This is a genomic window from Cobetia sp. PDI-23MA (genome assembly GCF_059507735.1).
Genome location: NZ_CM183352.1, coordinates 109,994 through 133,891 on the forward strand (window position 1 = coordinate 109,994; position 23,898 = coordinate 133,891).

General features: G+C 65.2%; 20 protein-coding genes, 1 other RNA gene and 1 pseudogene. 10 read left to right on the forward strand and 12 right to left on the reverse strand.

What is annotated here, in order from left to right:
• Window positions 1-159: 159 nt before the first annotated feature.
• Window positions 160-807, reverse strand: coding sequence for a c-type cytochrome (locus AC5WNJ_RS00510; protein ID WP_306424402.1), 648 nt, complete (start codon window positions 805-807; stop codon window positions 160-162).
• A 409-nt stretch (window positions 808-1,216) separates the two neighbouring features.
• On the opposite strand from AC5WNJ_RS00510, the gene yihA reads away from it, so the two are divergent.
• A complete protein-coding gene (gene yihA, locus AC5WNJ_RS00515; protein WP_253063351.1) occupies window positions 1,217-1,906 on the forward strand; it encodes a ribosome biogenesis GTP-binding protein YihA/YsxC in 690 nt (229 codons plus the stop codon).
• A 139-nt stretch (window positions 1,907-2,045) separates the two neighbouring features.
• Here yihA and AC5WNJ_RS00520 read toward each other — a convergent pair whose 3' ends face one another.
• From AC5WNJ_RS00520 to argH, 8 genes and pseudogenes are all read right to left on the reverse strand, one after another.
• Entirely contained in the window at window positions 2,046-2,393 is a 348-nt protein-coding gene (locus AC5WNJ_RS00520) for a hypothetical protein (RefSeq protein WP_253063348.1), read from the reverse strand.
• A 205-nt stretch (window positions 2,394-2,598) separates the two neighbouring features.
• Window positions 2,599-3,318, reverse strand: coding sequence for an HAD family hydrolase (locus tag AC5WNJ_RS00525; protein ID WP_176675903.1), 720 nt, complete (start codon window positions 3,316-3,318; stop codon window positions 2,599-2,601).
• Window positions 3,315-4,310, reverse strand: a complete 996-nt coding sequence (locus tag AC5WNJ_RS00530; RefSeq protein ID WP_373456573.1) for a tyrosine recombinase XerC — start codon at window positions 4,308-4,310, stop codon at window positions 3,315-3,317. Before AC5WNJ_RS00530 ends, AC5WNJ_RS00525 begins: the two co-directional genes overlap by 4 nt.
• Before the next feature lie 95 nt (window positions 4,311-4,405).
• Window positions 4,406-5,197, reverse strand: a complete 792-nt coding sequence (locus tag AC5WNJ_RS00535) for a DUF484 family protein (protein ID WP_253063344.1) — start codon at window positions 5,195-5,197, stop codon at window positions 4,406-4,408.
• An 80-nt stretch (window positions 5,198-5,277) separates the two neighbouring features.
• Window positions 5,278-6,108 carry a diaminopimelate epimerase gene (dapF, locus tag AC5WNJ_RS00540; RefSeq protein WP_253063342.1) on the reverse strand — a complete coding sequence of 277 codons (831 nt, stop codon included), beginning with the start codon at window positions 6,106-6,108 and terminating at the stop codon, window positions 5,278-5,280.
• The gene (gene lysA, locus AC5WNJ_RS00545) at window positions 6,108-7,379 is read right to left on the reverse strand and encodes a diaminopimelate decarboxylase (RefSeq protein ID WP_253063330.1); all 1,272 of its coding nucleotides are present in this window, start codon (window positions 7,377-7,379) and stop codon (window positions 6,108-6,110) included. Before lysA ends, dapF begins: the two co-directional genes overlap by 1 nt.
• 134 nt (window positions 7,380-7,513) lie before the next feature.
• Window positions 7,514-7,648: pseudogene (gene lptM, locus AC5WNJ_RS00550) on the reverse strand (LPS translocon maturation chaperone LptM); the annotation flags it as partial.
• A gap of 92 nt (window positions 7,649-7,740) precedes the next feature.
• Window positions 7,741-9,135 carry an argininosuccinate lyase gene (argH, locus tag AC5WNJ_RS00555; protein WP_253063327.1) on the reverse strand — a complete coding sequence of 465 codons (1,395 nt, stop codon included), beginning with the start codon at window positions 9,133-9,135 and terminating at the stop codon, window positions 7,741-7,743.
• 275 nt (window positions 9,136-9,410) lie between these two features.
• Between argH and hemC the strand changes: the two genes are divergently transcribed.
• From hemC to AC5WNJ_RS00580, 5 genes are all read left to right on the forward strand, one after another.
• A complete protein-coding gene (gene hemC / locus AC5WNJ_RS00560) occupies window positions 9,411-10,358 on the forward strand; it encodes a hydroxymethylbilane synthase (protein ID WP_253063325.1) in 948 nt (315 codons plus the stop codon).
• 10 nt (window positions 10,359-10,368) lie between these two features.
• Window positions 10,369-11,253: a uroporphyrinogen-III synthase gene (locus AC5WNJ_RS00565; protein WP_253063323.1), complete on the forward strand. Its 885-nt coding sequence runs from the start codon at window positions 10,369-10,371 to the stop codon at window positions 11,251-11,253.
• On the forward strand, window positions 11,254-12,822 hold the full coding sequence (locus AC5WNJ_RS00570; RefSeq protein ID WP_253063312.1) for a uroporphyrinogen-III C-methyltransferase: 1,569 nt from the start codon (window positions 11,254-11,256) through the stop codon (window positions 12,820-12,822). It begins immediately after the preceding gene.
• Window positions 12,819-14,042 (forward strand): heme biosynthesis HemY N-terminal domain-containing protein, encoded by a 1,224-nt coding sequence (locus AC5WNJ_RS00575; protein WP_175089024.1) that lies wholly within the window; start codon window positions 12,819-12,821, stop codon window positions 14,040-14,042. Before AC5WNJ_RS00570 ends, AC5WNJ_RS00575 begins: the two co-directional genes overlap by 4 nt.
• Before the next feature lie 487 nt (window positions 14,043-14,529).
• Window positions 14,530-15,114, forward strand: coding sequence for a DUF2780 domain-containing protein (locus AC5WNJ_RS00580; protein WP_253063310.1), 585 nt, complete (start codon window positions 14,530-14,532; stop codon window positions 15,112-15,114).
• A gap of 152 nt (window positions 15,115-15,266) precedes the next feature.
• Here AC5WNJ_RS00580 and AC5WNJ_RS00585 read toward each other — a convergent pair whose 3' ends face one another.
• Entirely contained in the window at window positions 15,267-17,732 is a 2,466-nt protein-coding gene (locus AC5WNJ_RS00585; protein ID WP_253063308.1) for a mechanosensitive ion channel domain-containing protein, read from the reverse strand.
• A gap of 511 nt (window positions 17,733-18,243) precedes the next feature.
• Between AC5WNJ_RS00585 and AC5WNJ_RS00590 the strand changes: the two genes are divergently transcribed.
• The 4 genes from AC5WNJ_RS00590 (at window position 18,244) to AC5WNJ_RS00605 (ending at window position 22,562) form a co-directional block, all read left to right on the forward strand.
• Window positions 18,244-19,209, forward strand: a complete 966-nt coding sequence (locus AC5WNJ_RS00590) for an ABC transporter substrate-binding protein (RefSeq protein ID WP_253063306.1) — start codon at window positions 18,244-18,246, stop codon at window positions 19,207-19,209.
• Between the two features lie 176 nt (window positions 19,210-19,385).
• The gene (locus AC5WNJ_RS00595; protein WP_253063597.1) at window positions 19,386-20,354 is read left to right on the forward strand and encodes a FecCD family ABC transporter permease; all 969 of its coding nucleotides are present in this window, start codon (window positions 19,386-19,388) and stop codon (window positions 20,352-20,354) included.
• A gap of 138 nt (window positions 20,355-20,492) precedes the next feature.
• Complete coding sequence (locus tag AC5WNJ_RS00600) at window positions 20,493-21,551, forward strand: FecCD family ABC transporter permease (RefSeq protein ID WP_253063304.1); 1,059 nt, start codon at window positions 20,493-20,495, stop codon at window positions 21,549-21,551.
• Window positions 21,552-21,704: 153 nt separating this feature from the next.
• Window positions 21,705-22,562 (forward strand): ABC transporter ATP-binding protein, encoded by an 858-nt coding sequence (locus AC5WNJ_RS00605; protein ID WP_253063595.1) that lies wholly within the window; start codon window positions 21,705-21,707, stop codon window positions 22,560-22,562.
• A 226-nt stretch (window positions 22,563-22,788) separates the two neighbouring features.
• Here AC5WNJ_RS00605 and ssrA read toward each other — a convergent pair.
• Window positions 22,789-23,143: a transfer-messenger RNA gene (ssrA, locus tag AC5WNJ_RS00610) on the reverse strand.
• Between the two features lie 135 nt (window positions 23,144-23,278).
• Window positions 23,279-23,755, reverse strand: a complete 477-nt coding sequence (smpB, locus tag AC5WNJ_RS00615) for an SsrA-binding protein SmpB (RefSeq protein ID WP_176675915.1) — start codon at window positions 23,753-23,755, stop codon at window positions 23,279-23,281.
• Window positions 23,756-23,898 lie beyond the last annotated feature (143 nt).

Genomic DNA, 23,898 nt, shown 5'->3' on the forward strand with positions numbered 1-23,898 from the left:
TCACTGTCGGGCCAGCCTAGCGCGACAAGGTTGACCGCTGGATGAACGCCGTTCGAGCAAGCCCCGTACAAGGCGTCGCTTGACCACGCCCCTTGAAAGGCGTGCTGGTGCTGGTCGTCATCAAGTCAGTCATACGCGACACCCGGCTGAACGGATGCCTCAGCGCAGGCCGTGGAGATATTCGGCCACCTGCTGCATATCGCTGTCACTCATGCGCGCGGCGATGCTGCTCATGATGGCGTTCGGGTCGTTGTCGCGGCTGCCGTCGCGGAAGGCCTTGAGTGCTGAGACGGTATAGGCGGGGAATTGCCCGGCCAGCGCCGGATAACCTGCCGAGTCGATGCCTTCACCGCGCGGACCATGACAGGCTGTGCAGGCCGCGATGCCACGCTCGAGCGAGCCGGCCCGATACAGCACCTCGCCTGCACGGGCCGCCTCTGGCTCGGCCTGACCACGATTGGCGGGCTGCGCGGCGTAATGGGCCGCGATATCGGCGATGTCCTGATCGCTCAGGTTGTCGGCGATACCGGCCATCTGCGGCACCGAGCGGCGACCATCCCGGATGTCGGCCGTCTGCTTGCGCAGGTAGTGGGCCTGCTGGCCAGCAAGATGGGGGAAGGCCGGCGTCGGCGAGATGCCCTGGGCGCCATGACAGGCAGCACAGACGGCAGCCTTGGCCTTGCCTGCCGCGGCATCGCCGACCAGCGACTCGGCGGCGGCCCCCGTCGGCAAGGTGGCGGCCAGCATCGTGGCAGCAAGTGCCAGCAGCAGGCGCAAGGGGCGCTCGGGGATCTGCCTTGGTCTCATCAGCTCATCCATTTCACTGGTCCCTGTTTCACGAAGAGGCCCGTTCGGGGCTTGTATCATCCGGCGTGGATGATGGCCTCTGTCATTTCCCCGGTGCCCGCGCCGTGCTGCGCGCGGTGAGAAGTGCCCCCCACTCTCGCAGCCCGTGAGAGCAGGGTGGTACACTAGGCCTCATGATCGTCATGCTGACCTTGCAGGCAGTATAGCGAATCCCCTCAGGGCGCGTGAGCGTGCCTGTCGCCAGTCGTGTCATCGCAGTCATCCAGTGCATCTTTCCGCTGATGTCGGAAAGTTGCAGCGCCGATGGCAGGGCAGGCGGCACTCTTTTCGTTACACCGGTCGTTTCTTCTGCTCTCTCGTGATGTCGCGCGGGCGAGACGTCCGCCTTCAACAGGTATTCAGAACTCCCATGGCCGAATCAGCTCCTTCGACCCCCAAGCTCCATTATCGTCAGGCGCGCTTCCTGATCAGTGCCGCGACTCTGGCCCAGTGCCCGACGGACGTGGGTGCCGAAGTGGCCTTCGCGGGTCGCTCCAATGCCGGCAAGTCCAGCGCCATCAATGCGCTGACCTCGCAGAAGGCGTTGGCCCGTACCTCCAAGACTCCCGGCCGCACCCAGCTGATCAACTATTTCACCATCGGTGAAACGGGCCGCCATCTGGTCGACCTGCCCGGCTATGGCTATGCCAAGGTGCCGGACAAGGTGAAGCGCGAGTGGCAGTCACATCTGTCCAACTACCTGCGCAACCGCCAGTCGCTGCGGGGTCTGGTGCTGCTGATGGATGTACGCCATCCGCTGTCCGAATTCGACCAGATGATGCTGGGCTGGGCCGATGAGGCCAGGATGCCGGTGCATATCCTGCTGACCAAGGCGGACAAGCTGAAGCGCGGGCCGGCGGCGGCAAGCCTGCAGAAGGTGCGTCACGCGCTCAAGGAATGGGAAGACCTGGTCACCGTGCAGCTGTTCTCGTCGCTGAAGTATTCAGGTGTGGAGCAGGTGCATGCCAAGCTCGACGAGTGGCTGGCGGACCCGTCGGTGATGGACGGCGTGGAAGAGATGGCGGGCGACGAGGCACCGCAGGACCCCTTCGACGACTGAAGGTGCAAGACGATCTGGGGCGAAGCCTCGAACTATGCCACCTTGCATGACGAAACGGCCACCCCTCGGGGTGGCCGTTTGCGTTACGACAGGCACGCTGTCACTCACATCTGCACTTTTGCGCTTCCCCCGGGGCCCATTACATGAACAGGCTGCGCGGTGCGCTAGGAATGGGGTCAAGGCGGGTCAGAGAGCTCGTCTCCCTGGGCGCCGAGAGAATATGCGGAGCCTTCACCACAGGCTCGATGACTTCCGGCATCGTCACGGCCTCGCTGGGGGCGAGCAGGCTGCGCATGGCCTCCTGTGGTGAGGCTGCCGGCACCTCTTGCGCGCTGGATTGCAACGTCGCGAGGCTGACACGTCCACTGTAGACCGCCACGATGACCAGCAATGCGGATACCAGTACGATGGCCACCCCTTTCAGCAGGGGCGGCTTCTGGGGAGAGAAAGGTGACACACGGTAGCGCGGGAGTGAGTGATTGCTCATGCTGGCCTCTCCTGTTGACGTCGAGGTGGCAGGCATCTCCCAGCGCTGACTCAGGAACCCCAGACAGGGTTCAATATCGACGGCGCTGAGAAACTTGTACATGAAATATGGTTGAGGCGTCATTTTTGTACAAGTTTTAATTCACTCAGTCATTCCGCTACTTGCTCTGCCACTCAGTCATTCCCTCACCCAGTCATTCCCTCACTCAGTCATTCAGGCGCGCAATCAGCGCCGGCAGTTCGCGAACGTGCGAGATGACATGTACACCTGTCGGGACGGGGCCCGGGGCACCCTGACCCTTGACGTCGATCCAGGCAGCCTGCATACCCAGGCGCGCGGCAGGCAATGCATCCTCTTTCCATGAGTCACCGACATGCAGGGTGGTGGAGGGGCGGCTGCCCAGGCGTGCCATGGCGGCGAGGAAGGGGCGTGCATCCGGCTTGGGCGCCAGCCATTCGCCGGCGGCGATGCTGAACTCGAAGTGATGGTCCAGCGCGAGGCGAGCCAGGTCGACATTGCCATTGGTGATGGCGCCAAGGCGGTAATCGCGGGCGAGTGAGTCGAGCAGCTCGCTGGCTTCCGGGAAGGGCGTCAATTCGTGGCGCAGCGCCAGGAAGCGCTCGATGGCGGCGCGTGACCAGTGGCCCGCCTGCTCATCATCATGCCCGGCATCGCGCAGCATGGCGTGCATGGCCTCGCGGCGCAGCCAGGTGAAATCACCGCGGCGTAGCGGGTGCTCCAGACCCAGCGCCATGCGGCGGCGGGTGTATTCCTCGAGGGGGAAGTCGTTGGCATGTCCGATTTCGCCATCCAGCCAGGCGTAATGCTCGGCCTCGGCGCGCTCCATCACCGCGCGATTTGCCCAAAGGGTGTCATCGAGATCGAAGGTCAAGGCCGTCAGGCGAGGTGCGTTGGCAGGCGTCACAGGGTGTCATCCTTCAGCGGGGCATCAGTGGGGAAGGTGGTGGCAGTGTCTGATGTTGCCGTCTCTGATCCGCGCTGGCGGCGGGCGCGAGGGTGGGCCTGATCATAGGCACTGGCCAGTTGCTGCCAGTCGAGGCGGGTGTAGACCTGGGTGGTCGAGAGGTGGGCGTGTCCCAGCAGTTCCTGCACGGCGCGCAGGTCGCCGCTGGATTCGAGCAGATGACTGGCGAAGGAGTGGCGCAGGCGGTGTGGGTGCAGATGCTCGGGCAGGCCGCGTTCTTTCGCCTGCGCCACCAGCCTGAGCTGGACGCCACGCTGGCCAAGACGGCGCCCCTGCTGGCCGACGAACAAGGCCGGCTCGTCCCGGGCGGCGAGCTGGCCACGCACCACCAGCCAGGCATCCAGCGCCTGGCGGGCGCGTGAGCCGATCGGCATCTGGCGGGGCTTGTCGCCCTTGCCGCGTACGCGCAGGCGGCGGGTTTCCAGCATGTCGAGGTCGAGGCTGACCAGCTCCGAGAGACGCAAGCCCGCGCCGTAGAGCAGTTCCAGCATCGCCTGATCGCGGATCGCCAGTGGCGTGTCGTCATGTGGGCAGTCGAGAAAGCGCGCGAGGCTGTCGATATCCACCGGGCGTGGCAGGTGGTCCGGCAGGCGCGGGGTCTGCACCAGCCCCGCCGGGTTGTGTGGCAGCACATCCTGCTCGACCAGCCAGCCACAGAAGCGGCTGATTGCCGCGCGCCGCCGCGCCAATGAGCGTGGCGCGAGGCCACGACTGCGCTCGGCACCCAGAAAACGCCTGAGTGTCGGGACGTCCAGCGCCTGCCAATCCTGCGGCAGGGGCGCCGCGTCCTTTTCACCAGCGGCGCTGCTGTCCGCTGCGGGGCGCAGCATGAAGGCGGTCAACGCCTGCAGATCACGCGCGTAGGCGCTGACGGTCGCGTGGCTGCTGTCGAGGGCAAGCTCTGCCAGAAATTCCCGACAGGTAGCGGACAGCGTCTGCTCGGCGGCAAGGGGATCGGCGTTGCTCGCTGAGGCGCCTTCGGTGGAGGTATCGGCGGCTGAGGCGCCGTGGACCGACTCGAGGCGGCTCATCGGCTGGCCTGGTCGTCACGGCTCGAGGTGCGCAGAGGCGGCTGGCCCGGGGCATCGCGGCCCAGGCAGCGGGCCAGCACGTCGCCGAGGTATTCGGGAAACAGGGTGTCGAGACCGGCACGGAACTGCTCGGCATCGGCACTCGCCACCACCAGATAGCCCAGACACTCACCACGGGTCAGGCGCACGATGACGGCGGAGCCGCGCGTGGCATCGGCCTGGCTTGCATCGACGAGGTCTGCGCAGTCGGCACCGAGTGGCCACTGATGGTCTGGCAGCAGGGCTTCCCAGCGCGTACGTGGCATGGCCAGGCAGCGGCTGGCACGCCCCTCGAGCAGCCGCTCGAACTGCTCGCCGCGCGCATCCTCAAGCGCCCGACGCGGCGGCTGTGCCGAAGCATCGGCATCGCGCTGCCACAGGCAGACGGCCGCGATGTCGAACAGCTCGCTGAGGCGTGTAGACAGTGTTTCGGCCAGCGCATCATCGGATTCGGCATCGAGCAGATCCAGCACCAGCTGACGCAGACGTTGATAGCGACTCTCGTTGTCGCGCGCGGCGGTCAATAGCTCTTCGAGGCGCTCTTCTGCCTGATCGGTCCGCCCGCGCAGGTCATGTACCAGCCGCTCCAGCAACGAGATGCTGCCGCCGCGCGCTTCCGGGTGTGGCACCCGCATGCGTTGCAGCAACCCTTCACGCCCCTCGAAGAAATCGGGATGCGTGGCCAGCCATTCGGCGACCCGATCCGGGTCCAGCGTGCGCGGGCGACGTGACGCGGGTGACTCGGCCATGTGGGACTCCTTGCGGACGGTTGGCAGCGGGACGCTGTCGGCCATGTTTCCGGCAGCGTCACTCGGCTGGGGCTGGCGATCTACAGGATGATGCGGCCTTCGAAGACGGTCTCGGCGGGGCCGGTCATGAATACCGGCTGGCCGTCGCCACCCCATTCGATGCTCAGGGTGCCACCGGGCAGCGTGACATTGACCGGGCTTGCCAGCAGGCCACGGCGAATGCCGGAGGCGACCGCCGCACAGGCGCCGGTGCCACAGGCTAGCGTCTCGCCGACGCCGCGCTCGAAGACACGCAGGCGCGCCTCATGCGGCGTGACGGCCTCGAGGAAACCGGCATTGACGCGCTTGGCGAAGCGCGGATGCGCCTCGATCAGTGGGCCCAGCGTCAGTACCGGGGCCTGTTCGACACTGTCGACCAGTAGTACCGCATGGGGGTTGCCCATGGAGACGACGCCGATTTCCAGCGTCTCACCGTCGACATCCAGGGTGTGCACCGGCAGGTCGGCCTCGGCCTCGAAGGGCAGCGCGGCGGGGGCGAAGCGCGGCGCGCCCATGTCGACGCGCACACGACCATCTTCGGCCACGACCAGGGTCAGTGGGCCGCCGGCCGTCTCGACGCGAATCTCACGCTTGGTGGTCAGGCGCTGTTCACGCACGAAGCGCGCGAAGCAGCGCGCCCCGTTGCCGCAGTTCTCGACTTCACTGCCATCGGCATTGTAGATGCGATAGCGGAAGTCCATGTCCGGGTCGCGGGGCGGCTCGACCACCAGCAGCTGGTCGAAGCCGATGCCGAAGTTGCGATCCGCCAGACGGCGGATATCGGCATCGCGCAGGCGACTGCGCTGCGAGATCAGGTCAATGACCATGAAGTCATTGCCCAGTCCGTGCATCTTGGTGAAGTTCACCAGCATCAGGCATCACCTTCCGGCAGCAGTTGCTCGCCGGTCCACAGTTCTTCGAGGCGCTCACGACGACGCACCAGGTGCATCTCGGGGCCATCGACCATCACCTCGGCAGGGCGACAGCGGCTGTTGTAGTTCGAGGCCATCACGAAGGCGTAGGCACCGGAAGAGCGCACGGCGAGCAGGTCGCCCGGCGCGATGGCCAGTTCGCGGTCCTTGCCGAGGAAGTCACCGGTCTCGCAGACCGGGCCGACCACATCGTAGCTGGCGGTCTTGCGCGGCTCGCGCGTGTCGACGGTGACGATGTTCTGCCACGCCTGATACAGCGACGGGCGGATCAGGTCATTCATGCCGGCATCGATGATCGCGAAGTTCTTCTCTTCTCCGGGCTTGAGGTACTCGACGCGGGTCAGCAGCACGCCGGCGTTGGCGGCGATGGAGCGACCCGGTTCGAACAGCAGGGTCATCTCGCTGCCGTGCTCATAGCGGGCCAGACGCTCCAGCAGGGCGCTGGCGTAGGCGAAGGGCTCCGGCGGGGTCTCGCTCTGGTAGGGCACGCCGAGGCCGCCGCCGAGGTCGAGGTGCTCGATGACGATGCCGCGCTCGCGCAGGCGATCCAGCAGAACCAGCAGGCGTTCGAGGGAATCGAGGAAGGGCGCCAGCTCGGTCAACTGGGAGCCGATATGGCAGTCGGCACCGACTACCTGCACGTGCTCCATGGCGTTGGCGATCTCATAGACCTCCAGCGCCTGCTCGACCGGAATGCCGAACTTGTTGGCCTTGAGGCCAGTGGAGATGTACGGGTGGGTGCCGGCATCGACGTCGGGATTGATGCGCAGTGATACCGGCGCGACGCGTCCGAGACGGCCCGCGACGGCGTTGAGGCGCTCAAGCTCCGGCAGCGATTCGACATTGAAGCACTTGATGTTCAGCTCCAGTGCACGCTCCATCTCGCCTGCCTGCTTGGCAACGCCGGAGAACACCACCTTGGCGGGGTCGCCGCCGGCCTTGATGACGCGCTCCAGCTCTCCGGCGGAGACGATGTCGAAGCCGGCGCCCAGACGTGCCAGCACATTGAGCACCGCCAGGTTGGAATTGGCCTTCACGGCATAGCAGATGAGATGCGGGTGGTCGCCCAGCGCATCCTGATAGGCCTTGAAGTGGCGCTCGAGCGTGGCACGGCTGTAGACGTAGCACGGCGTGCCGAACTGCTCGGCCAGCGTGGCGAGCGAGACGTCTTCGGCGTGCAGCACGCCATCCTGATAAACGAAGTGATTCATGATCCGGCCTGCAAGATGTCGCGCCGGCGGGCATCACCCGCCGGAGGTGAATGAGGGGCTCAGGCGTCGCTGCCGGAAGTCTCGGCGGCTGCGGTGCTCTCTGTCTCGGAGGCGTCAGGTGCCGTGGCGGGGGCCTCGGCACGCTGGCCGCCGGCATCGGCGTCCGCCGGCAGATAGAGCGGGCCTTTCTGGCCGCAGCCGGCCAGCAGGCCAGCACCCAGCAGCAGCGCCGCGAGGGTACGAAGGGTATGACGGGCGGACTGGCTCATCAGATGACGCATCGGGCGGCCTCCTGGCAGCAAGCGATAGAGCGATGCAGGCCTGGTTGCCATGGGTGGCAACCAGGCCCGAAAGAGGTTGATCAGGCGCGCGAGGCCAGGGCGTCACGCGCACGCTGCACGGCAGCGCGGACCTGGTTCGGCGCGGTGCCACCGATGTGGTTGCGCGCCGCGACGGAGCCTTCCAGCGTCAGCACGTCGAAGACGTCCTGCTCGATGGTGTCGGAGAACTGCTGGAGCTCTGCCAGGGTCATCTGGGACAGGTCGCGCTGCTGTTCGATGCCAAAGGCGACGGACTTGCCGACGATCTCGTGGGCATCACGGAAGGCGACGCCCTTGCGCACCAGGTAATCCGCCAGGTCGGTCGCGGTGGCGAAGCCCTTGCTGGCCGAGGCGTACATGTTGTCGGACTTGGCGCGAATCGCCGGAATCATGTCGGCGAAGGCACGCAGGCTGCCGCGCACGGTATCGATGGTATCGAACAGCGGCTCCTTGTCTTCCTGATTGTCCTTGTTGTACGCCAGCGGCTGGGACTTCATCAGGGTCAAAAGGCTCATCAGGTGGCCATAGACACGGCCGGTCTTGCCGCGCACCAGCTCCGGCACGTCCGGGTTCTTCTTCTGCGGCATGATGGAGGATCCGGTGCAGAAGCGGTCCGGCAGGTCGATGAAGTCGAACTGGGCGCTGGTCCACAGCACCAGCTCTTCGCTCATGCGTGACAGGTGCATCATCAGCAGACTGGCGAAGCTGGTGAATTCGATGGCGAAGTCACGGTCGCTGACCGAATCGAGGCTGTTCTCGGTCGGGCGGTCGAAGCCGAGCAGCTCGCTGGTGACATGACGGTCGATGGGGAAGGTGGTGCCGGCCAGCGCCGCGGCGCCCAGCGGCAGCACGTTCATGCGCACGCGGCAGTCACGCAGGCGGTCCTGGTCGCGCGCGACCATTTCCTGCCAAGCCAGCAGGTGATGACCGAAGGTGACCGGCTGGGCGCTCTGCAGGTGAGTGAAGCCCGGCATGATGGTGTCGGCTTCCTGCTCGGCCAGTCCCAGCATGCCTTCGCGCAGACGCGTCAGTTCGGCGTCGATGGCGTCGATCTCGTCACGCAGATAGAGGCGGATATCGGTGGCGACCTGGTCGTTGCGTGAACGGCCGGTGTGCAGCTTCTTGCCGGTGATGCCGATCTTGGCGGTCAGGCGTGCCTCGATGTTCATGTGCACGTCTTCCAGCGCCACGGACCACTCGAATTCGCCCCGCGCGATCTCTTCACTGATTTCCTTCAGTCCCGCGATGATGACGTCGCGTTCTTCTTCGCTCAGCACGCCGACACCGGCCAGCATGGTGGCGTGGGCGATGGAGCCCTGGATGTCGTGCTGTGCCATGCGCTGGTCAAAATCGACGGAGGCGGTGAAACGTGCCACGAAGGCATCGGTCGGCTCGCTGAAGCGGCCGCCCCAGGACTGATTGGTAGATTCGCTCATCGGGATCTCGAATTGTGGTGACGTGTCCAGAGTTCGGCGTCCGGTGCACGGTCGCGCAGCCGGTATCGTTGACCTTGGAGTGTACCAGACTCCTGCGCATGGGCGAGGGGCCGCGGCCAGTCCGGCGGATCGCAGGAAAGCGTGCCATGGATTTTCCCCCTGAGGTGACTGGCTTTATGATAAGTGTCATCAGAGGGCGCCGCTGTCCGTCAGTCAGGTTCGCTCAACCACTTCGCATCAGATGGCGTGGATTTCGCGCCAGCAAGGAGAACGCCGTGCCCCGCCGTGAGATTCTGCGTATCGCGACCCGCAAGAGCCTGCTCGCCCTGTGGCAGGCCGAACACGTCAAGGCGCGACTCGAGGCCCTGCATCCTGGCTTGAGTGTCGAGCTGGTGCCGATGTCGACGCGTGGTGACAAGATTCTCGATACCCCGCTGGCCAAGATCGGCGGCAAGGGCCTGTTCGTGAAGGAGCTGGAAGAGGCGATGCTCGACGGTCGCGCCGATATCGCCGTGCACTCCATGAAGGACGTACCGATGCACTTCCCGGAGTCGCTGGGACTGGCGGTGATTCTCGAGCGTCACGCCCCGACCGACGCCTTCGTGTCCAACACCTGTGCCAACTTCGATGCCCTGCCGCAGGGCGCGCGCCTGGGCACCTCCAGCCTGCGTCGTGGTCTGCAGGCCAAGGCGGCACGCCCGGATCTGGAAGTATTGAGCCTGCGCGGCAATGTCCAGACGCGTCTCGGCAAGCTGGATGCCGGCGAGTTCGACGCCATCATCCTGGCCACTTCCGGCCTGCAGCGCCTCGAGCTGGAGGCGCGCATCACCGCCGAGATGGACGCCGAGACCTGCCTGCCGGCCTGTGGCCAGGGTGCGCTCGGCATCGAGTGCAACCTGCAGGACGAGGAGATTCTTGCGCTGCTCGAGCCGCTGGCCCATGAAGACTCCAGCCGTTGCGTGCTGGCCGAGCGCGCCATGAATACGCATCTGGAAGGTGGCTGTCAGGTGCCGATCGGCGGCTATGCCGTGCTCGAGGAAGGCGGCAGTCAGCTGTGGCTGCGTGCGCTGGTCGGCAACCCCGACGGAACGGTCATCCTGCGCGCTGAAGCGCGTGGTCCGTCCGACGCGCCGGAAGCGCTGGGCGTCGCCGTCGCCGAAGATCTGCTCTCCCAGGGCGCCGGCGAGATTCTGGCGGCGGTCTACGGCGACGCCCGTGGCTGAGGTGTCAGCGATGGCAAAGGCGTCGCGTCTTGAGGTGTTGACGACGCGACCGGGCTCGCGCGGGGCGGTGCTCGATGCGATGCTGAGCGAGGCTGGCTGTGAAGTCGAATGCCTCAAGTTGATGTCACTCGAGCCCTTGCCGCTGGCACATGCCGAACGCCAGGCGATCATCGATATCGATCTGTATCGCGGCGTGGTCGTGATCTCGCCTCAGGCCGCCGGGTATCTGGCCGACTGGCTGGAAGAGTGGTGGCCACAGCTGCCCGAAGGTGTGCGCTTCTATGCCGTTGGCGCAGCCACGGCTGACGTTCTGCACGCGCGTCTGGGCGTGCAGGTACGTGTTCCACCACGCGCCACGCGCGGGCAGCATGCCCAGCAGGACGCGCCGGTCGGCACCACCAGCGAAGCCTTGCTGTCACTGCCGTCTCTTCGAGCGCTTCATGGCCAGCGCTGGCTGCTGGTGGCCGGTGAAGGAGGGCGTCCGCTGCTGGAAGAGACACTGGTGGCGCGCGGCGCCCAGGTCATGCGTCTGGCGCTTTATCGGCGCCTTGCGTTGGACTTGTCGCCGCAACAGGCTGGCCGTCTGGCGGCGGGCGCGTATGATGCAATGGTGGTGACCAGCAATGAACTGCTCGAGACGGTGATGGCGTCGGTGACGCCGCAGGCCTTGCACCAACCGCTAATCGTGTCGAGCCACCGTTTGGCTACACTGGCACACGCTCACGGTTTCGAGCGCGTGACGGTCGCCGAGGACGCTTCACCCGGGGCCCTGACGCAGGCTGTTCTTCGTGCCTGCGCCCCCGTCAGCACGACTCGCCATGCTGTGACCGGCGCCACTGCGCCTGGTCCGCGTGAGGCCATCGATTCCCAAGAATCCGGAAAAGGGCAAGCGTAGATGAGCAACCGAGAACACGATCAGGAAGATAACGGCTCCGCCGGCATGACGCCCGGCAAGTCGGGCGACAAGGATGCTGCCGCTCGCGCATCAGATGCCTCTTCCGCTCCCGGCGTTTCCGCCGATGATACCGCCTCTGGCCGCCCTGGCGCCGAGGCCTCCCGTTCGTCCTCTTCCTCGTCATCCGACACGGCTGATGCCCCGCGCGAGCGTCGCTCGCGTGGTGGGCGCAATCGTCGTGGGCGTGGCAAGGGGCAGGGCGGCTCCTCCTCTTCATCCTCATCCTCCACTGCCAGTGAGTCCACGCCCGTGAGCCAGACTTCAGACGACAACGCATCGACGCCTTCCGGCGCAAAATCGCCGCTTGCGGAGCACGGCGAACCCGCCAGGGAGGCCTCTGCCGCCAAGCCGAGTGCCAGCAAGTCCTCCAGCGGCAAGACGTCCAGCGGCAAGTCCTCTTCCAGCCAGTCCGCCGCCCCGTCCGGCAAGACTGTCGGCGCGGGAGGTGCCGGTGTGGCAGGTACGCCGCCCAGCGAGCCGCAGGGCGGCAAGAGCAAGGCCGGCAGCATCGCGCTGATTCTCGTCATCCTGCTGGCCATCGTGGTCGCGGTACTGGCGTGGTTCGGCTGGCAGCGCATCAACGCACTGCCGGATGCCCAGGGCCTCGACAAGCAGGTCAGCGAGCGCGTGACCCAGCAGGTCGGCCAGGTCGAGAGCCAGGTCGCCAGCCTGTCCGGCAAGCTCGACAAGAGCGCCTCGCAGGTCAGTGATCTCGACAAGCGTCTGTCCAGCGAGAGCCAGGACACCGAGCAGGCCCTCAACAAGGTGCTCGAGGAGCTCAGCAAGTCCCAGCAGACCGATGCGCGCGACTGGCACTATGCGGAAGCCGAGTACCTGCTGCGCCTCGCCAACCAGCGCCTGCAGCTGGAGCGTGACGTGAACGGTGCCGATGCGCTGCTCGAGAACGCCGATGCGCGCATCGCGGCAGCCAACAACCCGGCGCTGCTGCCGGTGCGCAAGGCCATCCAGTCCGAGCTGGCCAGCTTGGACAGCGTGCCGCGCGTCGATCGTAGCGGTATCTATCTGGCGCTGCTCGCCGAGCAGGAACAGCTGGCGCGTCTGCCGCTCAAGCAGGACGTGGCCGAGATCGCTGCCAAGGTCGAGAATGACGCAGCGCCGACAGGCGGTTGGCAGCAGCAGCTGGCCCGTTTCGGCAACGAGCTGAAGGATCTGGTCACGGTGCGTCGTCATGACGAGGCGCTCGAAGCCCTGATCACGCCGGAGCAGGAATCCTACCTGCGTCAGAACGTGCGTCTGGTGCTGGAGCAGGCGCAGCTGGCGCTGCTCAAGGAAGAGCCGAAGCTCTATCAGGCCGCCATCGACAAGGCCATCACGCTGGTCAATGGCTACTACGACACCAAGACCGATGGCGTGCAGAATGCCGTCGCCAAGCTGGAAGAGCTCAAGAGCAAGACCATCCGTCCGGAGCTGCCTGACATCTCCGCCTCTCTGAGCAAGCTGCGTGAGCTGATCGAGCGTCGCGCCCAGCAAGGGGGTGGCAACGCATGAGAGTCCTGATACTGCTGATCATCATCGGGCTGGCCATCGGTGCCCTGTTCGGGCAACTGATGCAGGCCTTCCCGGGCTACTGGCTGATTCGCGTCGGCGATACCTCGGTCCAGACTTCCTTCTGGTTCGGCTTGATCCTGCTGTTCGCGGGCTTCGTGGTGCTGCACTTCGGTCTGCGCCTGCTGTCGCGCTTCGCGCATCCGTTCTCCCGTCTCAAGGTGTGGAACAGCCGTACCCGTCACCGCAATGCCACGCGCAAGACCGTACGGGGGCTGGTGGCGCTGGCCGAAGGCCGTTGGAAGCGGGCCGAGAAGTCGCTGACCCACTCGGCGGAAGATTCCAGCACGCCGTTGGTCAACTACCTGTCCGCCGCCCTGGCCGCGCACTATCAGGGACGTTTCGAGCAGGCGGATACACTGCTCAAGCGGGCGCATGAGTCCACCCAGGGTTCCGAGAGTGCCGTGGGTCTGGTGCAGGCACAGTTGATGCTGGACCGCCAGCAGCATGAACAGGCGCTGGCGACCCTGACGCGTCTCGACAAGCAGCTGGGCGAGCACCCGCAGGTGCTCAAGCTGCTCAAGCAGGCCTATCTGGCGGTCAATGACTGGGATGGTCTGCGTCGCCTGATGCCGCGTCTCGACAAGCAGGACCTCATCTCCCCCGAGGAGAAGAAGGAGCTGGAACAGCGTGCCTATGTGGCGCTGATCCAGCAGGCCGCGCGCAATCCGGAGGACATCGAGCGCGTGCGCAACCTGTGGGCCGACATGCCGGACCACCTGCGCACCGACGTGAATCTGGTCGCGCTCTACGCCGAGGCGCTGATCGCCGGTGGTCAGGAAGGTCTGGCCGAGCGTCTACTGCGTCACTCCCTCAAGGAGTGCTGGGATTCGCGTCTGGTGCTGCGTTACGGCCTGCTGGACGTGGATGCACCGCGTCAGCTGGTGTATGCCGAGAAGTGGCTGCAGGAGCGTCCGAATGATCCGGATCTGCTGCTGTCGCTGGGCCGGCTGGCCCTGCGCAACGCCAGCTGGGGCAAGGCTCAGGAGTACTTCGAGGCTAGCCAGCGCCAGCGTCCGAGCGGTACGGTGTGTGCTGAACTCGCGCGTCTGTTCGCCAACCTGGGTGAGCACAACAAGAGTCAGCTCTACTACCGTCAGAGCGTCGAGCTGCTGGATCGCTCACTGCCGGCCCTGCCGCAGCCGAGCAAGGACAACGTCTGAAGAGCGGCCGTCTGGTGCCAACCAAGGCATGACAGGCGTCATGCAGGCTGGCGGACAAGACACTCGGCGGCTTGCACGATGTTTCCTTGTTTGATGAAAGCTATTGCCCAATTGCACCGGCCGCGCTGTCGGCCGGTGATGCAGGTTTCTCTCCGGGGTATCCTGGTTCACACGCCGTGTGACGGGATGCCCTTCTTTTTGCCCGCATGACGGGCGCTGTGGACATTCTGATCCAGGTTTTCGCCCTTCCAGCACGTCGCTGTAAAGTGTCGGTGGGTGCATGCTCGCGTGGGCATGGACGGCGCCGGATTTCTCGTTGCTGACCCGGCAACGATGCGTCCGGGCCTGCACGGCCAGAGCGTGAGCGTGTGGCGCTGGCTGGAAGCGTTTCCTCCGTGCGATGATTCTGCGTGTCGGATGCGCCCATGCATGTGGCGCATCTACGGGCCGGGTCCGGTCCGTTTCCCCAAGCGATGATGGAGTCTGCATGTTGCATAAGTCCCTGGCCCTGATGGGCGCCTCTGTACTGGCCGTGTCACTGGCCGGTTGTGCCGCTACCGGTAACAGCTCTTCCAGCAACGCTGCCAGCTCTTCCAGCTCGTCCAGCGCCATGATGAGCCTCGCCAGCAGCATGCTGAGCAGCCAGACCGGCCAATCCCTGCCGGCGGCCGACCTGATGTCCAGCCTGACCTCCCAGCTGGGTGTGTCCTCCACTCAGGCGCTGGGTGGCTCTGCTGCCATGCTGGCTCTGGCCCAGTCCCAGCTTGGTACCAGCGCGACCTCCGAGCTGTCCACTGAGGTGCCGCAGCTGTCCAGCTTGACCAGCAGCAGCTCGCTGTCCACGCTCTCCAGCCTGGCGAGCCTGAGCGGCAACGACAATGCCACGGCACTGGCCAGCACCGTCGGCAATGTCGATGACAGCGCGTCTCTGGACAGCGCCTTCTCCGCGCTGGGCATGGACAGCAGCATGGTCTCCCAGTTCGCGCCGGTGCTGCTCAGCTACATGGGCGGCGAAGGCGTCAGCTCGACGCTGCTGAGCTCGCTGTCCAGCATGTGGGGCACCGGCTCCTGAGTCAGCCCCTTGCATGAGGTGTGAGGCAGCGTATAAGCCCGCACATGAAAACGCCCCCGAGCCACTGGCTCGGGGGCGTTGTCGTTTCAGGACGGCTGCCTGCGCAGGCAGCCGTGTCGGGATAGCCGCGTCGGGATAGTGCAGGCGCTTGATCAGTCGCCGTCGGCATCCGGTTGGGTCGTCTGACGGATGCGCTGTTCCTCGGCATCCACGACTTCGCCGTCTTCGGTGGCATGACGCGTCAGCGGATTCTCCTCGCGACGCTTGGCAACCTTGGCGGCTGCCTCGCGCTGCTCGGGGGTCTTGGGTTGGCCGGCGGCCGAGCCATCGATCACGAAAGGCGCCTGCATGGTGCGCACGTTGGCCGGCGGCGCACCACCGTCCTTGTCCTGACCGAAGTACATGGTCATGTGCGGGAACGGGATCTCGATGCCAGCGGCATCGAAGTGCTGCTTCACGAGCTTGTTGTACTCGCGGCCGATGGCCCACTGGTTGCCCGGGCTGGTCTTGATCATCACGCGGATGTTGACCGAGCTGTCGGCGAGGGCCGAGACACCCGCGATGGTGACCGGCTCGAGGATCTCCGGACCATAGCTGCTTGCCTCTAGCTCATCGAAGGCCGCACGCAGGTGCACGATGGCGTGGTCGACATTCTCGCGATAGGAGATGCCGTATTCGCCGACATGGTAGGCGAAGTCACGCATGTAGTTGGAGACGGTATCCACCGACGAGAAGGGCACGATATGGAAGGTGCCGGACAGGTCGCGGATGCCCACCGAGCGGATGGTCAGGCGTTCCGCGGTGCCGGTCACGCCACCGGCGGTGACCACGTCACCGGTATTGATGGCATTCTCGAGCTGGATGAAGACCCCGGTGATGATGTCCTGCACCATCTTCTGGGCGCCGAAGCCGATCGCCAGACCCAGTACCCCGGCACCGGCCAGCAGCGGCGCGATGTCGATGCCGATCTCGGACAGCACGATCATCGCGGTGAAGACGATCATCGCGATGGCGATGGCATTGCGGAACAGCGCCAGCAGGGTCTCCACCCGCGAGGACGGCTTGCCCTTGCCGGTGTCCGGATTGAGCTTGTGCTCGATCAGGCTGGCGATGCCGACCCAGAGGGCGATGGCGAAGACAAGGATGAACAGTACATGGAAGATGCGTGACAGCAACAGGGCGCCGGCATCCGTCGCCAGCCACTCGCCCAGCGCCACGATGTGCCAGGCATTCAGCACCATGCCGACCACCACGATCAGGATGATGGCGCGCATGATGCGCAACGCGGTGGGGATGTAGGAGTTGAGGCGCTTCTCGAGCAGCGGCAGCTGACCACGCAGCTTGTCGGAGACCTGGATGCGCTTGCCGATCAGCTGGGTGAGCACCTGGGACAGCAGATAGCCGCCACCGATGGCGCACAGGGTCTTGAGGGTCGCTCCCATCATGAAGGGCAGCGCGGTTTCCGGCGTGGTCTGCGAGATCACGAACAGCGTGATGAAGTAGGCCAGTGCGAAGAGGTGCCAGGTGCTGGCCAGGATGCGCAGCGCTATCGCGACCAGGCTGTTGCGGGTTTCCTTGGCCTGATTCAGCAGACGGTCACGCAGGATGATGCGGTTGCGCGTGATGACGACGATGGCCCAGACAAGGGAGACGCCCATGACGAGCAGACCGACGAAGCTGCCCACCGCCGGTGCCAGATTGTTGTTGACCATCGGCACCACGACGAGAATGCCATAGCCGATGAATCCGGCCAGCATGGCCAGCGAGCGATTCCAGTAACGGGCGACCTCATCGCGCATCGGGAACAGGCGCAGGCCCTTGAAGCCTGAAGAGAACAGCATGCGCATCAAGGCCTTGAACAGCTCGATCACCAGATAGGCATTGAGGAACATCGATTCGCGCTGGCCGATCACGCCCTGTTCACCGTAGGCGAAGATGGCCAGAAGATAGCCGCCCAGGAAGGCGAGACCGATCACGGCAACGTCGACGACCGCCGCGATGATCACCGCCATCATGGTACGCAGCAGCGGACTGCGATGCTGGCCGTCCAGTGACCATTGGCTGACGCGGCCGAACAGCGGGCGAGCCAGGCGGCGCAGGATCAGGAACAGGCCGATGGTCGAGATGACCACCAGTCCCAGACTGACGGCTTCGGACGTGAAGTGCTCCCAGTCAATCTTGCTGGCATCCTCGTTGCCGATGCCGTTGAGCGTGCCCAGCACCCTGTCCAGCGTGGTGGAAAGGTCCGCGACCAGATCCTGGCTGACCTCGGCAAGCTGGCGGGACAGCGATGGCGAATCCTCGCTCAGGGTGACGTCTTCCCCCGCCACCTCGACGGCCTTCTCGCTTGCCTGGCTGTCCAGCTGGCGCAGGCCTTCGATCAATGCCTCGCGCTGACTGGGGTCTTCCAGCAGCGTGGCCAGGCTCTCATAGGAGGATGTCGCGCCATCGCCGCTGCCGTCTTCGGACGGGGCGGCAAGGGACAGGCTGCTGAATCCGAGGCTCAGCACCATCAACAGCATCATCAGGCCGTACATCAGCCAGGCAGGTCGCCATGAGTCCGGTTGGCGCGAGGCAGCAAGGGCGGGAGGGGAGTGCGGGGGTGTCGGAATCGCCACAGATGGCTTCTCCATGTCGGTGAGTGTGTGAGGCATCGGGGCAAGAGTGAGAGCAGGCTCCGGAGGTGCATCAGAGGCTCGCAAGCATCCCATCGATAACGCGAGGATCTGTCAGATAGATGTTGAAGGGGCGTCTCGCACGTCCTGCGCTTACGCCGAGCGAGAGTCCATCCCTCAGTTATCGGGGCACTTGGTGCTATCCCAACCCCTGTGGGGACTCCGCCAGAGACATTCTTGCGCACAGCCTGCGGCAGGCGCCGCCATCCTTCAAGGTCTTCAGGTACTCCTCGGAGGAGAGGCGTGACCTGCTGCCATGCAGGATATTGCAATGTCGCGTTGCATGAACTGGTGTGGTGAGTCGCAGGGCGAGCCGGTATTGTTGCGATTGATTATTATTCGTCGTTCAAGTGTGATCGTCATGCGCACAGAGGGCCTTGCGGTATCGTCCTGCGCAGGGTCACGTCTGCCTTCGCTTGAGTGCGAGATCCTTTTCTTCATTTCGGAGTACTGCATGACCGTCTCGTCGACTGCTGTTACTGCTCGTGGCATGACCCGGCCTGCATGGTTCAAACAGAGCCTGATGGCGACCTTGGCGGTAGCGCTGATGGGGGCTTCCCTGTCTGCCGAGGCACGCAGTGTCGAGACGGCCTACGGTGAGCTGGATATCGAGGGCACGCCGCAGCGTGTCGTCACCCTGTACGAAGGCGCGCTGGATGTGGCCGTCGCCAGTCAGGTGACGCCGCTGGGCGCCGTGACCACTCGCGGCGGTGATGGCGTGGCGAGCTATATCCAGCCGCAGGTGCCGGACATCAAGATCGTCGGCACGCCGCGTGAATTCAATCTCGAGGCGATCGTGGCGCTCAAGCCGGACCTGATCCTGGCACCGCCGGGCCTCGACAAGACCCAGTACCAGCTGATGTCGCGTCTGGCGCCGACCATCGTGCCGAGCGCTTCGGCGCTGAGCCAGCAGGGCTGGAAGGAGCAGAGTCGCGTCTATGCCGAGGCGCTGGGCGAGACGGCCGAAGCGGAACTCGAGACACGTCTGGCCGCCATCGACGCGCACACCGCGCGTCTGAAGGCCGAGATGGCCACCCCGGAAACCGCCAGTCTGGTGCGTCGCATGCCGGGTGGCCTGATGGCGATGTCCGATCAGCTGTTCGCGACCGGCCTGATGGCGGCCAGCGGCTATGAGCTGGTCGGCGGTGATCTGGTCAAGCCGGGTCGTCCGCATTCCGATCCGCTCAGTGACGAGAACATGGCACGCATCGATGCGCAGACCATCTTCCTCGCCACCCTGGACGACTCCTCTGATGCCGCGGTCGACGCCCTGGCGGCACAACCGGCCTTCCAGCGCCTCGAGACAGCGGACCGCGACAGCCTGGTCGGCGTGAATGGCCAGCTGTGGACCAGCGCCAGCGGCCCGTTGGCCGCGGAAGCGTTGCTGAAGGATATCGACCGGGCGCGCGATGATGGCTAGTCGCAGTCATGTCGGTGCACGACGTTTGACCCCTGCGCAGGCAGGGGACCACCCGCAATCGCGACGCGGGAGGGGGTATGCAGGCTGAAGAGACCTCTCCACAGGCCCGTAGGCCACGCGCACATGCCGCCCGGATGACCTACAAGGTCTCCGGGCGTCTTGCGTTGCGTCAGGTGATGCCGCTGGCCTGCCTGAGTGCCCTGCTGACCTGTCTGGCCAGCCTGCTGTGGGGGGCTGGCGATATCGGCCCCTGGCAGGCGCTGCAGGTGCTGGCCGGACAGGGCAGTGATCAGGCGCGCTTCGTGGTGCTCGAACTGCGCGCGCCGCGTACCCTGATCGGCATGGTGGTCGGCATGATGCTCGCCTGTGGCGGCGCCCTGATGCAGGTGGTAGCACGCAACCCGCTGGCGGAGCCGGGCTTGCTGGGCGTGAGTGCCGGGGCCTCCTTTGCCGTGGCCGTGGCGTTGCTGCTGGGGATGGAAGCGGCCGGCATGCACGTGATGGTGGCGCAGAGTGGTGCGCTGATGGGGTGTCTGTTCGTGATGAGCACCGTGAGAATGAGCGGCGCACGTCAGGACCCGGTACGACTGGTGCTGGCCGGCGCGGCGTTGTCGAGCCTGCTGGTGGCGCTGACGTCTCTGGCCTTGCTGATCGATCAGCGCGCGGCCGATGAGATCCGCTTCTGGGTGATCGGCAGTCTGGCCGGACGCTCGCTGGAGGCGCTTTACAGCAGCCTGCCCAGTATCCTGATCGCGCTGCTGTTGACGCTGTGGCTGGCGCGGCCGCTCTCCGCTATGGTGCTGGGTGAGCAGGTCGCCAGTGGCCTGGGCCATCATCCCAAGCGCGTGCGCAAGGTCGCGATCCTGGTGGTGGCGCTGCTGGTCGGTGCCGCGACGGCACTGGCCGGGCCGGTAGCCTTCGTCGGCCTCGCCGTGCCCTATGTGGCGCGTGCGCTGTGCGGCGCCGATGTCCGGCGTACGCTGTGGCTGTGCCTGCCGCTGGGGGTGACCATGCTGCTGAGCGCCGATGTGGTCTCGCGGCTGGTCGTGCCGCCTTCGGAACTGCCGCTGGGGGTACTGACGACCCTGATGGGCGCCCCCGTGCTGATCGCCGTGGTGCGTGCCCGTCGTCTGCCCACCCTGTAGCGACGGGTGCCTCTGGCGCCTGCGGCGCGAACGATGATGGAGGCCAGGCTGGCGCGCATGCCGGCGCCATCGCCTCATTGCTTGAATCGACCGGCCCTGTCAGGCGTTGTCCTGACAGGGCCTTGTTTGGAATCGATGATGTCTAGACCTTCACCGCTTGATCCCCTTCGCTCGACCCCTACCGGCACGCTCTGGTGGCGCCATGGCAGGCTGTCCCTGCTGCTGTTGCGTGCGCCGTTGCTGGCGGCCGGAATGCTGCTGTTGGCGCTGCTGATGGCCAGTGTTGCCTCGCTGATGCTGGGCAGTGCCGGCCTTGGGCCTTGGGATGCCTTCAAGGCGGTCTTCGGGCACGGCGAGTTCGCTACCGTCTTCGTGGTGCAGGAATTGCGACTGCCGCGCCTGCTGGCCGGTATCGCCACGGGCGCTGCCTTCTCGCTGGCGGGCTGCCTGATGCAGACCCTGGCCGGCAACCGTCTGGCGACGCCGGGCATCATCGGTATCGACAATGGCGCGACCGCCTTCGCGGTGGCCTCCGTGGTCGGGATGGGGATCTCGCTGGCGCCCCCGGTGATGGCGCTGAGCGGTGCCGTGATCGCCACTGCGCTGGCCTTCGGGCTCTCCGGCGGCATCGGCACGCGCGGTTATCGCTTCCTGGTCGCCGGTATCGGGGTCGGGGCGCTGTTCGGTGCCGGGACGCAGCTGATGCTGGCAAGAGTCTCCATCGATGTCGCCAACAACGCCTACCCGTGGACGGTCGGCAGCCTCAATGCACGTGACGCCGATTCGCTCACCTGGCTGGGGCTGGCCCTGCTGATCGGCGTGCCGATCGCGCTCTGGCTGGGGCGCGGGCTGAATACGCTGCGCTTCACCGACCGCGTGGCGATCGGGCTGGGACAGCCGGTGTCGCGTGTTCGCCTGATCACGCTGTGGCTGTCGGTCGTGCTGACGGCGGCGGCCGTCGCGGTGGCCGGGCCGGTAGGCATGGTGGCGCTGGTGGGCCCCGAGATCGCACGCTACCTGTCGCGTCACAAGGGCGTGCCGCTGCTGGCCTCGGCGCTGGCCGGCGCGCTGGTGATGGTGCTGGCCGACCTCGCCGGTCGCACCCTGCTGTCGCCACTGGAAATCCCGGTAGGTATCGTGATGGCCGTGGTCGGCAGTCCTTATCTGCTGTGGATACTGCTGCGCAGCCCGCGCTAGCCGTTGCCCCTATTTTCCTGCTGAGCGGCCCAGGGCCAGTCCTTGCCACTCAGCGTCGCACGACATGTTTCAGCGGCTGATGATGTTCCAGCGGCCGATGATGTTTCAGGAGAGTGCGCCATGAGCGCTGAGACGATGCTTGATCCGCGAGCGATGAATTCCCCGGCCGATCGCCACGCCGCGGCTACCACCGACACCCTGCGAGCGAACGAGCTGTCGCTGGGCTACGGCGCGCGCCAGCGCCATGTCACCGTGATCGATGCGCTGACCCTGGGGCTGCCCGACGGCAAGGTGACGGCGATCGTCGGGCCCAATGGCTGTGGCAAGTCAACACTGCTGGCAGGGCTGGCTCGCCTTCAGTTGCCTGAATCAGGCGCGGTGCTGCTGGAAGGCAAGGACATTCACGCCTACAAGCGGCGCGAAGTGGCCCAGCGCATCGCGCTGCTGCCCCAGGAGACGCATTCGCCCGAGGGGGTGACGGTGCATGAGCTGGTGCGTTTCGGTCGCCAGCCCTATCAGGGTGCGCTGAGTCAGTGGTCAGAGGAGGATCAGCGTCTGGTGGCCGAGGCAATGGCTGCCGCCGATATCGAAAACCTGGCGGACCGTGAGCTGGCCTCGATGTCCGGTGGGCAGCGTCAGCGCGCCTGGATCGCCATGGCACTGGCGCAGCAGACACCCTTGCTGCTGCTGGATGAGCCGACCTCGGCGCTGGATCTCGGTCACCAGATCGAAGTCTTCGAGCTGATCCAGCGTCTGGCCCATGAAGAGGGCAAGACCATCGTGATGGTGGTGCATGATCTGGCCAGCGCCTGCCGTTACGCCGACCACATCGTGGCCATGCACGCAGGCCGCGTGATCGCTGAGGGCGCGCCCGCCGAGGTGGTGACGCCGGAGCTGGTGCGCAAGCTCTATGGGGTCGAGTGTCGCCTGATCCCCGATCCCGACACCGGCACGCCGCTGCTGATTGGCGTACGCCGCACCAGCGAGCGCCTGAGCGGCAGCGCGACCTGAGGTCGGGGCAATGGCCATGACGGGCGCTGTGGCGCCTGTGTAGCCGCTGCCGGGCCTTGCGCGGGCCTGAAAGAGGGGCTTGGGAAAGTCTGGGAGGGTGACTTGAGAGGGGGCTTGATAGGGCGACTTGAGAGAGCGCTCTGCCTCTGACAGGAAAGCCCCAGCCAGAACTGATCGCCCACAAACAGAAAGGCCTCCCCGAAGGGAGGCCTTTCTGTCACGGATATGGTGGAGGCGACGGGAGTCGAACCCGTGTCCGCCGGCACTCCGCCTTCGGCTCTACATGCTTAGTTTCATTTTTTGATTTAACACCCCTGCCGCCAATGAACAGGCTACAGTGATGCGATTCTCTGAGTTTTAATCTCGACCTTAGAGACGTCGGCCAAGACGATCCTGTTTATACGGGCTCGTTCTCCATCCACCTTGAACAGGCGCAACGGTTTCAGGAGCAGCTTATGCAGCTAGAGCGTAGTTGTCGTCGTTTGCGACTATATATTTGCAACGTTTTATTTACGAGATACGTTACGATCTCGGCATGCACCTCAGGGTTTGCCACCAGCGTCGAATGCCAGAACGCCCCCATAACAGTGTTACCACTTTACTGCGTTGCTACGTCTTCATCATAGCAGGTGGGGACTGTGCTACGCCAGTTCAAGCGTTCAGGAAAATTTCTGGCCTGACAGTAGCTTGCTGGCGTGAGCTCCCTCACGCTGCCCTCAGCGGTCGCGCAGGATACGGGCTTTCTGACGGTTCCAGTCGCGGTCCTTCTCGGTGGCGCGCTTGTCGTGCAGCTTCTTGCCTTCCACCAGCGCGATCTCGCACTTCACGATCGCATTCTTCCAGTACAGCTTGATCGGCACACAGGTGTGGCCCTTGTCCTGGGTGCGCGAGAAGATGCGTGCAATCTGCTTCTTGTGCAATAGCAGCTTGCGCGTGCGCTGCGGGTCCGCCACCGCGTGGGTATTGGCGGTTTCCAGCGGATGGATGTGGCAGCCCAGCAGCCAGGCTTCGGCATTCTTGATCACGATATAGGTATCGGTCAGCTGGCCCTTGCCTGCGCGCAGCGCCTTCACTTCCCAGCCTGCCAGTACCAGACCCGCTTCGAAGGTTTCCTCGATGTGGTACTCGTGGCGTGCCTTCTTGTTCTGGGCGATCAGATTGCCGCCCTGTTCGGGTTTCTTTTTCTTGCCCATGTTGCCTCATTTGTCGTGTGCGCCTGCCGTCATCCAGTGTGGATATGGCACATCCTTCTGGATGGGGGGAGGCGTGTTACCATTCAAGGCCAGACGGCACTTCGTGCGCCGGCCCATTGTTCATGATACGCATGCTGCGTATC